We start from the raw sequence: 14,587 nt of genomic DNA, 5'->3' as shown, positions 1-14,587 counted from the left end.
GACTGCAAAATTATAACAATTTGCCATATAAACCGCATTTTTGCCGAAAAAATATTATTTGAATCTATCTACTTATGAATTGGAGGTATGCGAACTTTTTTGTTCCTTTGTAGTTGAATTCCTAAAACCACAGTCTATGAACCTGTTTGATCTCAATTTAACGTTGCCAATTTCTGATCCGACTTGGGTGTTTTTTTTGGTGCTGATTATTATTCTTTTTGCTCCGATGATTCTCGGACGGCTTCATATACCTCATATTATAGGCATGATTCTGGCGGGGGTACTGATTGGAGAGCATGGCTTTCATGTGCTCGACCGTGATAGCAGTTTCGAACTGTTCGGTAAAGTCGGGCTTTATTATATCATGTTTCTCGCCGGTCTTGAGATGGATATGGAGGATTTTAAGAAGAACCGGACGAAAAGCTTTGTGTTTGGCTGGCTCACCTTTCTGATTCCTATGGGGTTGGGTATATGGAGCAGTATGAGTCTGTTGGGCTATGGTTTTCTCACTGCCGTACTGTTGGCAAGTATGTACGCTTCCCATACGTTGATCGCTTATCCTATTATCAGTCGTTACGGATTGTCACGTCTGCGCAGTGTCAATATAACTATTGGCGGTACTGCTGTTACCGTTACCCTTGCTTTGATTATTCTAGCTGTTGTAGGCGGAATGTTTAAGGGAACTGTGGATGGTTGGTTTTGGGCGTTCCTAGTTGCTAAAGTCGCTTTTCTCGGATTTTTGATTGTTTTCTTCTTCCCCCGTATCGGCCGCTGGTTCTTCCGAAAGTACGACGATAGCGTGATGCAGTTTGTGTTTGTGTTGGCAATGGTCTTTCTGGGTGGTGGATTAATGGAATTTGTCGGAATGGAGGGTATCTTGGGAGCCTTTCTTGCCGGATTGGTCTTAAATCGGCTGATTCCTCACGTTTCTCCGTTGATGAACCGCTTGGAGTTTGTCGGAAATGCGTTGTTTATACCTTATTTCCTGATTGGTGTCGGAATGATTATTGATGTAAGAAGTCTGTTCACCGGTGGGGAAGCATTGAAGGTGGCAATTGTAATGACAGTGGTAGCTACTTTCAGTAAGTGGCTGGCAGCATGGGCTACGCAGAAGATTTATCGGATGCAGCCGAATGAACGGAGTATGATATTCGGTCTGAGCAATGCACAGGCAGCAGCCACATTGGCAGCAGTATTGATCGGACACGAAATTATTATGGAGAATGGAGAACGTTTGCTGAATGATGATGTGCTGAACGGTACCGTAGTGATGATTCTCTTTACTTGTGTCATCAGTTCTTTGGTGACGGAGCGTTCTGCCCGCCGTTTTGCTTTAGACGAAAATGTGCAGTCGGAAAAAGAAGGGGTGAAAAATAATAATGAACAGATATTGATTCCGGTTGCCAACCCGGATACGATTGAAGACCTCATCAATCTGGCATTGGTCATAAAGGATGCCAAACAGAAAAATGGGTTGATAGCATTGAATGTAGTCAATGATAATAATAGCTCGGAAAAGAAAGAATTACAGGGAAAACGTAATCTGGAAAAAGCTGCGATGATTGCTGCGGCTGCCGACGTTCCTGTCACTATGGTCAGTCGTTATGATCTGAATATTGCTTCGGGAATTATCCATACGATAAAAGAGTATGAGGCTACGGATGTGGTGATCGGTTTGCACCGGAAAGCTAATATCGTGGATTCTTTTTTCGGGCATTTGGCGGAAAGTCTGCTGAAAGGTACGCACCGTGAGGTGATGATCGCAAAATTCCTGATGCCGGTGAATACCTTACGCCGGATTAATATTGCCGTTCCTCCAAAGGCGGAATATGAGACCGGTTTTGCAAAGTGGGTGGAGCATTTCTGCCGTATGGGAAGCATTCTAGGATGTCGTGTACATTTCTTCTCGAATGAACGGACATTGATGAGGCTTCAGCAACTTGTGAAAAAGAAATATGTAGGTACTCCGACCGAGTTTTCTACATTAGATGAGTGGGATGATCTTTTGCTATTAACGGGACAGGTTAACTATGACCATCTGTTGGTTGTTATTTCCGCCCGTCGGGGATCTATCTCTTATGATCCTTCTTTTGATCGTTTGCCGTCACAGTTGGGCAAATATTTTGCAAATAATAGTTTGATTATTTTATATCCCGACCAATTCGGTGAACCGCAAGAGATCGTGTCTTTCTCCGATCCTCGCGGGCATAATGAGTCTCAGCATTATGAGAAGGTCGGTAAATGGTTCTATAAATGGTTCAAGAAAAGCTGATGGAAAGAGACGACTGGCAACAAAGAACGGAACTTCTTTTGGGAGAAGAGAAGATGAATCGTATCCGGAACTCTCACGTATTGGTCGTGGGGCTGGGTGGAGTGGGAGCTTATGCGGCAGAAATGATTTGTCGTGCAGGAGTCGGACGAATGACGATTGTAGATGCCGATACGGTGCAGCCGACTAACCTGAACCGTCAGTTACCTGCATTGCATTCCACTTTGGGGATGTCGAAGGCGGAAGTGCTGGCTACCCGGTATAAAGATATAAACCCCGATATCGCCCTGACCGTTTTACCTGTTTATCTGAAAGATGAAAATATACCGGAGCTATTGGATGCCGGCAAATATGATTTCATAGTGGACGCTATCGATACCATCAGTCCGAAGTGTTTTTTGATTTATGAAGCGATGAAACGGCGGATCAGGATTGTTTCCAGTATGGGAGCAGGGGCAAAAAGTGACATTACGCAGGTACGGTTTGCCGATCTTTGGGATACTTATCATTGCGGATTGAGCAAAGCGGTGCGGAAACGGTTACAGAAAATGGGGATGAAACGTACACTCCCGGTTGTGTTCAGTACCGAACAGGCTGATGCAAAGGCGGTGTTGCTCACAGATGACGAACAGAACAAGAAATCGACTTGCGGAACGGTCAGTTATATGCCTGCTGTGTTTGGATGTTATCTGGCGGAATATGTCATTAAAAGATTATAAAAGCTATTATGATAAAATTAGAAGGAATAACGAAGAGCTTCGGTTCATTACAAGTACTGAAAGGCATTGATCTTGAAATCAATAAGGGTGAGGTTGTCAGTATTGTAGGTCCTAGTGGAGCGGGTAAGACAACGCTGCTGCAAATTATGGGTACTTTGGATGAACCGGATACCGGTCTGGTACAAATCGACGGAACTGTGGTCAGCCGGATGAAGGAGAAAGAGTTGTCTGCATTCCGTAACAAGAATATTGGTTTTGTCTTCCAGTTCCACCAACTTCTTCCGGAGTTTACGGCATTAGAGAATGTGATGATTCCTGCATTCATTGCAGGGGTATCCTCAAAGGAGGCAAACGATCGTGCCATGAAGATTTTAGATTTTATGGGGCTGGCAGACCGTGCCTCCCATAAACCGAATGAATTGTCGGGAGGAGAGAAACAACGGGTGGCTGTGGCGAGAGCCTTAATCAACGATCCTGCTGTAATTCTGGCGGACGAGCCTTCCGGAAGTCTGGATACTCAAAATAAAGAAGATTTACACCGTCTGTTCTTTGATTTGCGAGATCGGCTGGGTCAGACTTTCGTGATTGTTACCCATGATGAGGGACTTGCTAAAATCACTGACCGAACGGTTCACATGGTAGATGGTATGATTAAAAAAGATTAATAAAGGAACCTAACTTCTAAAAATGTATACCAAAAAGGTGGAGCCTTGCAAGGATTCTATCTTTTAGTTATATATTTATAGTCGCTTCTCTACAGAAGTCTGTGAAGATGATAGTAGAGTGTTTGTTTTGTTTGTGTGTGATGCATTCTTGTCTGGTGTGATAGGAATGCATCTTTCTTTTAATTAATCATAACAGATATAGGGCTCTATCCGTTCAAAGTCGGCAGAAGTGAATTCTTCATAGAGTGATAATTGTTTCAAACTCTTTAATCTTCCTTTCTTTTTCCGGTACTCTACAATCACTCTTGCTTGATAATAATTGATATACGGATGATGTATCATTCGTTCCACGCTTGCTTTGTTCAAATTGATACGGCGTATCTCATCGGGGGCGATTGAAAACCATGGACGAAGCTTTTCTACCTTTAGATGAATCTCTTGCAATTGTTCTATTCTATAAAAAGCTCCCAGCTTCTTACGATAATTTACAATCATCCGGGCGATACTACTCCCGATTCCCGGAATCTTTTTAAGTTCGGTTGTGTCTGCTTGGTTGAGGCTGATAACAGTACCGGGCTGATACTTGAATACCGTGTCTTTTCGTACGTTTTGTATGGTGAGCAGTCGTACTGTATCTTTGGAGCGGATCTTTTCTGCAATCCGGATGTAGGGAAGAAGAGTCTGATATTGTTCTTCCTTCAGCCCATATATTTTCCGGAAATCCTCCGGATGTCGGAATATCCCTTGTCTTCTTCGATAGTTCAGAATATTCTTTGCCATCCATGCCGGTAGACCGAGAGAGAGGAAAGTCATGGAATCAGCAGTGTTCGGATCGAATGCGAAAGGAGTGATTTCTTTCCTTACGGATAGTCGGGAAGTCGGATTCTTCGACTTTTTGTGAGACTCCACTTCTTCGAGAGAAGCGATGAACTCATTATATTCTTTCTGAAATTTCTCTTGTTTCAAGGTGTCTACCTCTTTCGGACGATTGAAAAGAGGGAAGAGGTTGGGGAGTAAGAGTACCCCTAAAATAAGAACGACAAGGACGATAATGCCTTGTCGTTCAGTTTTAGTGAAATAAAAAAAGTCTTTCCACATTATAGTTTGATGAATCCTAGCTCATTGATGAATATTAATGTAATAGCGATTGGTGCGATATATTTTAATATAAAGACAATCAGCCGATATACGGGAATTCTAAGTGTGCCGTTGTTGGTAATTTCCGACCATACCACTTTCTTGTCGAGATACCATCCGGTAAAGAGAGAAATGCACAGTCCGCCGAGGGGAAGCATGAGTTTGGCTGTGACAAAGTCGAATAGGTCGAACATCCCCAAGCCAAAAACAATGAATTCTTTTGTTACTCCCAATGATAATGAACAGAATATTCCGAAGAATATGCATCCGCCGGTCACAAGTTTTGCCGCTTTCCCACGGGAGAATTTGAATTCTTCATGCAGATAGGCTGTCACCACTTCGTGTAGGGAAATAGTGGAAGTCAACGCTGCCATTGCTAGCAATGCGTAGAACATTACAGAGAATATATATGCCAATATAGGTACCCCGCTAAATGCTTGTTGGAATACGTTCGGTAGCGTAATGAAAATAAGACTGGGACCGGATCCCGGTTGGATTCCGACGGAAAAGGCGGCCGGGAAAATGATAAATCCGGCTAGTATTGCCACGAAGGTATCGATAATACCCACGCTGAAAGCCGTTTTAGTCAGGTTTGTCTCTTTACTGAAGTAGGAAGCGTATGTACAAAGGCAACCCATTCCCAGACTAAGGGAAAAGAAGGCTTGTCCCATAGCACTCAGAAATACATTGCCGTCCACTTTGCTGAAGTCCGGTTTCAAAAGAAACTCGATACCGGCACCGGCGCCCGGCAGTGAAACAGAGCAGCCTACCAATATAAGAATAATGATGAAAAGTGTGGGCATCATTATCTTGGAAGACTTTTCAATCCCTTTTTCCACCCCTTTTACAATGATGAAATGGGTAATTAGCAAGAAGGAAACCAGCCAGACCACCGGTCGCCAGGGATTGCTGGAAAACTGTTGGAAAGAAGTGATGAACTCTTCGGGAGTTTTCCCCGCAAAACCATTTGAAGCAGCTTCAAATATATATTCAAGTGTCCATCCGGCTACTACCGAATAATAACTGAGGATCAGAAAACCTGCCAATACACCCATACGTCCTACCCAACGCCAATGTGTGCCGGGTGCTAATTTCTGATAAGCTCCTGCTGTGTTGGCTCTTGAACGACGGCCTATCAGGAATTCGGCAATCATAATGGGAAGCCCCAAAAGCAAGACACAGCCTAAGTAGATTAATATAAAGGCGGCTCCCCCATGATTTCCTGTCTCGTAAGGGAATCTCCATATATTCCCCAGCCCTACTGCCGAGCCTGCGGAGGCAAGTATAACGCCTAATTTACTACCGAAGTTCGCTCTATCATTTTTTGTCATAAATCTTGTTTTATCTTACAAATCGTTATAAAATACACGTATTAAAGTGCAAATATAGAAAATGATACTTATATTTGTGCTGAAACTGTAATTTTATTTAGATATGCTATCTTATATTAAGAAATATCCTATCTCGCTTTTTATTATCCTGACAGTGATTTACCTGTCATTCTTTAAACCACCTAAGACGGATTTGAATGAAATACCTAACTTGGACAAATTAGTGCATATTTGTATGTATTTCGGTATGTCGGGGATGTTATGGCTGGAGTTCTTGCGTGCACATCGCAGAGATAATACTCCGATGTGGCACGCATGGTTAGGTGCATTTCTCTGTCCCATCCTCTTTAGTGGCGCGGTGGAGCTGATGCAAGAATACTGTACCACTTATCGTGGAGGAGACTGGCTGGACTTTGCAGCCAACAGTACAGGGGCTATTCTGGCCAGCCTGGTAGCCTATTATGGGGTAAGGCCGAGAATGAAAAATAGGAAATGAAGAATCTTACAAATGTTCTACCGTTGAACTAAGTTTGATTCCGTTGGAACCTTTGATGAGAATCGTATAGCCTTTGGGCTTTTGGGTTTCCAGTTCCTTGATAACTTCCTGTACGTTTGCATAGGTCTTGAAGTTATGCTGTGTTGCTGCAAACTGTTCTCCAACAAGCCATACTTGCTCGAAGTTACTATCTTTAATGTAATCCACAATTTTCTGGTGTTCGATGTTGCTTTCGGCACCTAGTTCGCGCATATCTCCCAGTAGCAGCATTTTGTGGGGAACTGCCATATTGCGGAAGTTCTGCAGGGCAGCCATCATGCTAGTCGGATTGGCATTGTATGCATCGATAATCAACGTATTGTCTGTTGTCTGTTTGAGCTGCGAACGATTGTTTTGTGGAGTATATCCGGCTAGGGCCTCATCGATCTTTTGCGCTTCTACTCCGAAAAAATGTCCGATGGTTATGGCGGCTAAAGCATTGGGGAAATTATATTCTCCGATTAGCTGTGTCTGTATCCGGTGGATTTCGTTCCCGTTTTCCGCTTTCCATTCAAAAGTCAGATAAGGTGAATTATCGGTGATACGTCCATTGATATACAGGCCATCTTGGGTTCCGTAATAAATCCGGTCTAGCTCTTCGGACATATTCATCAGATAGGGATTATCGTGGTGGATGAAGATGGTAGAATTTTCTTTCTTGCGAAGGAAATCGTATAGCTCTCCTTTGGTTTTGATGACTCCTTCAAACGAGCCGAAGCCTTCCAGATGGGCTTTGCCCACATTCGTTATGATGCCGTAATCAGGTTCTGCTATTTCGCAGAGAAACTTGATTTCTCCCGGATGATTGGCTCCCATCTCAATCACAGCGAGGTCGTGCTCCGGTTTTAGACGGAGCAGAGTAGTCGGCACGCCGATATGATTGTTCAGATTTCCTAGCGTATAGAGTACGTTATGTGCCTGGCTAAGTACGGTAGATATCAATTCCTTTGTAGTCGTTTTTCCGTTTGTTCCGGTGATACCGATTACTTTGGTTCCGAGTTGGCGACGATGGTAGTTGGCAAGTTGTTGCATTGTTTGCAGGCAATTGTCCACGAGTATATAGCGTTGGTCGCCTTCTACGGCATATTCGCCTTCATCAATAATTGCATACGCGCATCCGGAGTCCAATGCAAACTTGGCAAATGCATTACCGTTGAACGACTCACCTTTCAAGGCGATAAACAAAGAACCGTCCGGGCAGTTCCGGCTATCAGTAGTTACTGATTGGCATTCCAGGAAAATCTGGTAAAGAGCAGAAAGTTTCATAACCTGATCTTTTATTTAAAAACGCTGCAAAGATAGGTTATTCTTTCGGATTATTTCTCTACATTTGCAACAATCTAAAAGGAATACGATCAATGATAAAGCCAATGTCTCCTATTTATATAAATGTAAAAGGGCGGTTGCTTGACCTCGCTACTCCGCAAGTAATGGGGATTCTGAATGTAACTCCCGATTCTTTTTATTCCGGTAGCCGGATGCAGACTGAAGAAGAAATAGCCGCCCGTGCCCGGCAGATTCTGGATGAGGGTGCTTCTATTATTGATATAGGCGCTTATTCTTCGCGTCCGAATGCCGAACATATCTCTGCCGAAGAAGAGATGCGCCGACTTCGTACCGGGTTGGAAATTCTGAACCGGAATCATCCGGAGGCTATCATTTCCGTAGATACATTTCGGGCGGAGGTGGCAGAACGCTGTGTGAAGGAATACGGAGTTGCTATTATCAATGATATAGCAGCCGGTGAGATGGATGACAGGATGTTTGCAACAGTAGCCGAATTGGGAGTACCTTATATTATGATGCATATGCAGGGAACTCCGCAAAGTATGCAGAAAGAACCTCATTATGAGAATCTGATAAAGGAAGTTTTCTTGTATTTTGCTCGTAAAGTGCAGCAACTTCGTGATTTGGGAGTGAAGGATATCATCCTCGATCCGGGATTCGGGTTCGGTAAGACACTGGAGCATAATTATGAACTGATGGCACATCTGGAGGAGTTCCACATCTTTGAACTTCCGGTTCTAGTGGGGGTTTCCCGCAAATCTATGATTTATAAATTGTTGGGAGGCACTCCGCAAGACTCATTGAACGGGACAACCATATTGGATACTGTGGCGTTAATGAAAGGAGCGCATATTTTGCGTGTACATGATGTGCGTGAAGCTGTGGAAACAGTTCGGATTGTTGAAAAAATAAAGAAGGAGAGCCATGTTTTTTGATATTGGAATAAAAGATTTTATAGATGTCCTGCTGGTCGCATTTCTGTTGTATTACACGTACAAACTGATGAAAGCTTCCGGTTCCATTAAGGTTTTTACCGGTATTCTTGTTTTTATCTTGATTTGGCTGGTGGTGACCCAGGTGTTGGAGATGAAACTGCTTGGCTCTATCTTTGACACGTTGATGAGTGTCGGTGTGATAGCTTTGATTGTTCTTTTTCAGGATGAGATACGTCGTTTCTTGTTGACTTTAGGCTCTCATCGCCATGTCAGTGCATTGTCACGGTTGTTTAACGGTTCGAAGAAGGAATCGTTGAAGCATGATGATATTATGCCTGTTGTAATGGCTTGTCTGAGTATGGGCAAACAAAAAGTCGGCGCATTGATTGTGATTGAGCATAATACTCCTTTAGATGAGATAGTCCGTACAGGGGAGGTGATTGATGCGGCAATCAACCAACGGCTGATTGAAAATATCTTCTTCAAGAATAGTCCCTTGCATGACGGGGCGATGGTTATCAGTAAAAAGCGTATTGAAGCGGCGGGATGTATTCTTCCGGTTTCCCATGATTTGAATATTCCGAAAGAGCTTGGTTTGCGTCACCGTGCGGCTATGGGAATCTCCCAGCAATCGGATGCCCATGCTATCATTGTTTCCGAAGAGACCGGAGCTATCTCCGTGGCTTATCGCGGACAGTTCTATCTTCGCTTGAATGCGGAGGAACTGGAAAGTCTGTTGACGAAAGAAAATTAGGGCTACAGATCAGTATTCTTCCGTTATGTGTTTTTAGGTCGTTGATTTTTGCTTTTATCCGAAGATAATCTTATATTTGCATTAATACGTGCGGAAAATGTGAAAAACTCCACATTTTCCGCACATAAAATGTGAAAACATGAAGATTCGTAGAGACATTATCGACCGACTGAGGCAATGGAAGAATAGTGAGAACCGTAAACCTATTCTTTTGAAAGGAGCTCGGCAAACCGGAAAGACTTGGATTATGCAAGAGTTCGGGAAGGAATGTTTTGAGTATGTAGCTGAGTTCAATTTCGATAAAGTGGAAGAACTGGCTAGTGTATTTGAAAAGACAAAAGATGTCAGTAGAATATTAAAGGAACTCACACTGTATACCGAAGCGCCTATCGAACCGGGAAAAACCTTACTGATATTTGATGAGATCCAGATGTGCGAGGGTGCGCTTAATAGTCTTAAGTATTTCTGTGAGGATGCCCCTCAATATCATATAATAGCAGCTGGATCTTTATTGGGAGTTGCTATTCGGCAGAAGAAAATGGCTGTCCCAGTCGGCAAAGTACAAATTCTGAGAATGTTTCCTATTACCTTTAAGGAATTTTTAGGAGCTTCGGACGAACGTATGTGTCAGTATATTGACGGGTTGGACTCTTTAGAGGCTTTGCCTGAGATAATTCTTAGTAGGTTAGAACTGGAATATAAGCGATATCTAATTTGTGGAGGAATGCCGGAAGCTGTTACTGCATTATTATCTAATAAAGGAATGCAGGCGGTGGAAGATACCCTGCAGAATATTTTAGATTTATATACTCTTGATTTTTCTAAATATGCTTCCCCTATTGATATTCCTCGTATAAATAGCTTGTGGAGTTCTTTGCCATCTCAATTGGCTAAGGAAAACCGGAAATTTTTATATCGTATCGTTCGAACTGGAGCCCGTGCCCGTGAATATGAAGATGCTTTGTTATGGCTGGAGGAAGCAGGGCTTATTTATCGTGTGTTCAATGTAGCCAAACCTGGACTTCCTTTAAGTGCTTATCAAGAGTTGTCTGTTTTTAAAGCCTATGCCTGCGATTGTGGGTTATTAAGACGTTTGGCTAAGTTGTCTCCTGAGGTTATTCTTTCGGGTAATTCCGGCTATACAGAGTTTAAAGGTGCTCTGACAGAGAATGCTATCTTGCAATCTTTAGTACCTCAGAGTGATGTGATGCCTTATTATTGGAGTTCGGAAAATCGGGCAGAAGTAGACTTTATATTGCAGTTTCCTACTTATGTCGTTCCTGTAGAAGTTAAATCAGATACGCGGATAAGTGGTAAAAGCCTTTCTGTATATGCTAATAAATTTGCTCCTTCATGCAGAATCCGCTTTTCTATGAATAATCTGAAAGAGAATGACGGGCTGCTGAGTTGTCCTGTTCCATTAGCCGATTGGATATATAAAATCGTCGGGTTAATGAAATTGGGTAAGTGAATTTGGTCTTTATAATGCAAGGATGGAAACAGGGCAGGAAACATCTGTTTTATGTGTTTTGCTTTATTTCCACCCCTTTTTGAATGATAATTATGCTTTTTCTTTTAGGTGAATCGCCTACCTTTGCCGTATACTATTAAAATTCTATTTTTGAATAAACCATGAAAAACAGATTAATTGCTTTACTGGTACTTTTTACAGTTACTTTTTTCGTTAGTAGTGCACAGGCACAAACCACTGCCCGTAAGTTTGAGGCAGGCAAGAACACTTTTCTGCTGGACGGAAAACCATTCGTAGTGAAGGCTGCCGAATTGCATTATACGCGTATCCCGCAAGCTTATTGGGAACACCGCATAGAGATGTGCAAAGCGTTGGGAATGAATACGATTTGTATTTATATTTTCTGGAATATCCATGAACAGGAAGAAGGTAAATTCGACTTTACCGGACAGAATGACATTGCTGCTTTCTGTCGTGCGGCACAGAAACATGGTATGTATGTCATTGTCCGTCCCGGCCCGTATGTCTGTGCGGAATGGGAGATGGGAGGACTTCCCTGGTGGTTGCTGAAGAAGAAGGATATAGCTTTGCGTACACTCGATCCTTATTATATGGAACGGGTCGGTATCTTTATGAAAGAAGTGGGCAAGCAACTGGCTCCGTTGCAGGTAAATAAAGGTGGAAATATCATAATGGTTCAGGTAGAGAATGAATACGGTTCTTATGGAATCAACAAACCATACGTATCTGCCGTCCGTGATTTAGTGCGTGAGTCTGGCTTTACCGATGTGCCTTTGTTTCAATGTGACTGGAGCAGTAACTTCACAAATAATGCACTCGACGATTTGATCTGGACTGTGAATTTCGGTACGGGAGCCAATATCGACCAGCAATTTAAGAAATTGAAAGAGCTTCGCCCCGAAACTCCGTTGATGTGTAGTGAATTCTGGAGCGGATGGTTCGACCATTGGGGACGGAAACATGAGACACGTCCTGCGAAAGATATGGTGCAGGGCATTAAGGATATGCTCGACCGGAACATCTCTTTCAGTCTGTATATGACTCACGGAGGAACGACATTCGGACATTGGGGAGGTGCGAATAACCCGGCTTATTCCGCCATGTGCAGCTCATACGATTATGATGCTCCTATCAGTGAGGCGGGATGGACTACCGAGAAGTATTTCTTGCTTCGTGATTTGTTGAAGAACTATCTTCCTGCAGGTGCTGCATTGCCGGAAGTTCCTGCCGCTCTGCCCGTAATAGAGATTCCTGAGTTCCATTTTACGAAAGTGGCTCCGCTCTTCTCTAATTTGCCGGAAGCGAAACATTCAACGGATATCCAGCCGATGGAACAGTTTAATCAGGGGTGGGGAACGATTCTGTATCGTACGACCTTGCCGGAGGCTGTTGCTGCCGGTACGGTCCTCAAGATTACAGAGGTACATGATTGGGCGCAGGTATATGCCGATGGCAAGCTGTTGGCGCGTCTGGATCGTCGTAAGGGAGAGTTCACAACGACGCTGCCTGTATTAAAGAAAGGTACGCAACTGGATATTCTCATAGAAGCGATGGGACGTGTCAACTTTGACAAATCCATTCACGACCGTAAAGGAATCACAGAAAAGGTGGAACTTATTTCAGGAAATCAGACAACGGAATTGAAAAACTGGACAGTGTATAACTTCCCGGTAAATTATTCCTTTATTAAAGATAAGAAATATAATGAAACCAAACAGTTGCCGACTATGCCAGCCTATTATAAAGGTACTTTTAAACTGGACAAAGTAGGAGATACTTTCCTGGATATGAGTACATGGGGTAAAGGTATGGTTTGGGTGAACGGTCATGTGATGGGACGTTTTTGGGAAATCGGTCCGCAACAAACACTCTTTATGCCGGGTTGCTGGCTGAAAAAAGGAGAAAATGAGATTCTCGTTCTTGATTTGAAAGGGCCTGCCAAAGCTTCTATCAAGGGTTTGAAGAAGCCAATTCTCGATGTGCTTCGTGAAAAAGCACCCGAAACACACCGCAAGGATGGCGAGAAGCTAAAACTTACAGGTGAGAAAGCAGTATACGAAGGAGCTTTCACTCCTGGTAACGGCTGGCAGGAAGTACGATTTGATACTCCGGTGAAAGGACGCTATTTCTGTCTGGAAGCACTTTCTCCGCAAGCGAATGATAATATCGCAGCGGTGGCGGAGTTTGATGTATTGGGAGCCGACGGTAAACCTGTGTCCCGCGAGCACTGGAAGATCCGTTATGCCGACAGTGAGGAAACACGTAGCGGTAACCGTACGGCTGACAAGATATTCGACCTGCAGGAGTCGACTTTCTGGATGACAGTAGACAATGTTGCCTATCCTCACCATTTAGTGATCGACTTGAGTAAAGTGGAAACGGTAACCGGTTTCCGCTATCTGCCCCGTGCCGAAAAGAATTATCCGGGTATGATTCGTGAATATCGTATATATGTAAGACCTGTGGATTTCAACTATTAGAGAATATCAAATGAATATGAAGAAATATATCACCCTCTTGGCACTCCTTTTCATAGGAGTGCTGACCGGCTACTGCCAGCAATCCGCTTATCTGTTTGTTTATTTTACAGGCAATCGCATGAGTGAAGAAGCCGTCCGGATGGCTGTCAGCCTTGACGGATACAATTATAAAGCCTTGAACGGGAATCAACCGGTACTTGATTCCCGTACGATTAGTTCAACAGGTGGAGTACGTGATCCTCACATCCTCCGTTCTGAAGATGGAAAGACTTTCTATATGGTCGTTACCGATATGGTATGTGGAAACGGATGGGATTCTAACCGCGCCATGGTGTTGTTGAAATCGAAGGACTTGGTTCACTGGACTTCTAATGTTGTAAACATTCAAAAGAAGTATCCCAATCAAGAAAATCTGAAACGGGTATGGGCACCGCAGACGGTTTATGATAAAGAAGCCGGGAAATATATGATATATTGGTCAATGAAACATGGCAACGGTGCGGATATCATTTATTATGCGTATGCCAACAAGGATTTTACGGATATAGAAGGTGAACCGAAACCTCTGTTTCTACCGGCAAACGGAAAGTCATGTATCGACGGGGATATTATTTATAAAAACGGACTTTACCATCTGTTCTATAAAACGGAAGGCAATGGAAATGGAATCAAAAAGGCGACCACTCCTTCTTTGACCTCCGGACAGTGGAAGGAATCGGATGATTATAAGCAACAGACCAAAGAAGCCGTAGAAGGTTCGGGCATTTTCCCTTTGATAGGGACGGACAAATATATCCTTATGTACGATGTATATATGAAAGGTAAATACCAGTTTACGGAAAGTACCGACCTCGAAAACTTTAAAGTAATAGACCATGCTGTGAGTATGGACTTTCATCCGCGTCACGGTACTGTGATACCCATTACCGGAAAAGAACTGAAACGCTTGTTCAAAGCGTATGGTAAGCCGGAAGGTCTTTAAG

Annotated in this window: 12 protein-coding genes; 9 read left to right on the top strand and 3 right to left on the bottom strand. The window is 43.3% G+C overall.

Annotation, left to right across the window (positions count from 1 at the left end; all coding sequences use genetic code 11):
- Positions 1-136 precede the first annotated feature (136 nt).
- The 3 genes from ACNOGP_RS02055 to ACNOGP_RS02045 are packed head-to-tail and all read left to right on the top strand — an operon-like array spanning position 137 to position 3,653.
- The gene (locus ACNOGP_RS02055) at positions 137-2,272 is read left to right on the top strand and encodes a cation:proton antiporter (RefSeq protein ID WP_418213956.1); all 2,136 of its coding nucleotides are present in this window, start codon (positions 137-139) and stop codon (positions 2,270-2,272) included.
- Complete coding sequence (locus tag ACNOGP_RS02050; RefSeq protein WP_287668141.1) at positions 2,254-2,988, top strand: tRNA threonylcarbamoyladenosine dehydratase; 735 nt, start codon at positions 2,254-2,256, stop codon at positions 2,986-2,988. Before ACNOGP_RS02055 ends, ACNOGP_RS02050 begins: the two co-directional genes overlap by 19 nt.
- Positions 2,989-2,996: 8 nt before the next feature.
- The gene (locus ACNOGP_RS02045; protein ID WP_418213955.1) at positions 2,997-3,653 is read left to right on the top strand and encodes an ABC transporter ATP-binding protein; all 657 of its coding nucleotides are present in this window, start codon (positions 2,997-2,999) and stop codon (positions 3,651-3,653) included.
- 183 nt (positions 3,654-3,836) lie between these two features.
- On the opposite strand, the gene ACNOGP_RS02040 is transcribed toward ACNOGP_RS02045, so the two are convergent.
- Together ACNOGP_RS02040 and ACNOGP_RS02035 are read right to left on the bottom strand one after the other, a co-directional pair.
- Positions 3,837-4,751, bottom strand: coding sequence for a ComEA family DNA-binding protein (locus ACNOGP_RS02040; protein WP_418213954.1), 915 nt, complete (start codon positions 4,749-4,751; stop codon positions 3,837-3,839).
- Positions 4,751-6,121, bottom strand: coding sequence for a sodium-dependent transporter (locus tag ACNOGP_RS02035; protein ID WP_418213953.1), 1,371 nt, complete (start codon positions 6,119-6,121; stop codon positions 4,751-4,753). Before ACNOGP_RS02035 ends, ACNOGP_RS02040 begins: the two co-directional genes overlap by 1 nt.
- Before the next feature lie 103 nt (positions 6,122-6,224).
- Between ACNOGP_RS02035 and ACNOGP_RS02030 the strand changes: the two genes are divergently transcribed.
- Positions 6,225-6,617 carry a VanZ family protein gene (locus tag ACNOGP_RS02030; protein ID WP_195533444.1) on the top strand — a complete coding sequence of 131 codons (393 nt, stop codon included), beginning with the start codon at positions 6,225-6,227 and terminating at the stop codon, positions 6,615-6,617.
- Between the two features lie 6 nt (positions 6,618-6,623).
- Here ACNOGP_RS02030 and ACNOGP_RS02025 read toward each other — a convergent pair whose 3' ends face one another.
- Positions 6,624-7,922 carry a UDP-N-acetylmuramoyl-tripeptide--D-alanyl-D-alanine ligase gene (locus tag ACNOGP_RS02025; protein ID WP_272721415.1) on the bottom strand — a complete coding sequence of 433 codons (1,299 nt, stop codon included), beginning with the start codon at positions 7,920-7,922 and terminating at the stop codon, positions 6,624-6,626.
- Between the two features lie 92 nt (positions 7,923-8,014).
- On the opposite strand from ACNOGP_RS02025, the gene folP reads away from it, so the two are divergent.
- The 5 genes from folP to ACNOGP_RS02000 all read left to right on the top strand — a co-directional run bounded on the left by folP (position 8,015) and on the right by ACNOGP_RS02000 (position 14,586).
- Positions 8,015-8,878 carry a dihydropteroate synthase gene (gene folP, locus ACNOGP_RS02020; RefSeq protein WP_143867487.1) on the top strand — a complete coding sequence of 288 codons (864 nt, stop codon included), beginning with the start codon at positions 8,015-8,017 and terminating at the stop codon, positions 8,876-8,878.
- A complete protein-coding gene (gene cdaA / locus ACNOGP_RS02015) occupies positions 8,868-9,632 on the top strand; it encodes a diadenylate cyclase CdaA (RefSeq protein WP_007755507.1) in 765 nt (254 codons plus the stop codon). The genes folP and cdaA overlap by 11 nt, the downstream gene beginning before the upstream one ends.
- A 139-nt stretch (positions 9,633-9,771) precedes the next feature.
- Positions 9,772-11,103 carry an ATP-binding protein gene (locus tag ACNOGP_RS02010; RefSeq protein ID WP_418213952.1) on the top strand — a complete coding sequence of 444 codons (1,332 nt, stop codon included), beginning with the start codon at positions 9,772-9,774 and terminating at the stop codon, positions 11,101-11,103.
- A gap of 161 nt (positions 11,104-11,264) precedes the next feature.
- Positions 11,265-13,604 carry a beta-galactosidase gene (locus ACNOGP_RS02005; RefSeq protein WP_418213951.1) on the top strand — a complete coding sequence of 780 codons (2,340 nt, stop codon included), beginning with the start codon at positions 11,265-11,267 and terminating at the stop codon, positions 13,602-13,604.
- Between the two features lie 10 nt (positions 13,605-13,614).
- Entirely contained in the window at positions 13,615-14,586 is a 972-nt protein-coding gene (locus ACNOGP_RS02000) for a glycoside hydrolase family 43 protein (protein ID WP_186966486.1), read from the top strand.
- The last annotated feature ends 1 nt before the right edge of the window (position 14,587 follow it).

The organism is Bacteroides difficilis (assembly GCF_048319815.1).
In the GTDB taxonomy this organism is placed as follows: domain Bacteria; phylum Bacteroidota; class Bacteroidia; order Bacteroidales; family Bacteroidaceae; genus Bacteroides; species Bacteroides zhangwenhongii.
This window is presented reverse-complemented; position numbering and strand designations above follow the sequence as displayed.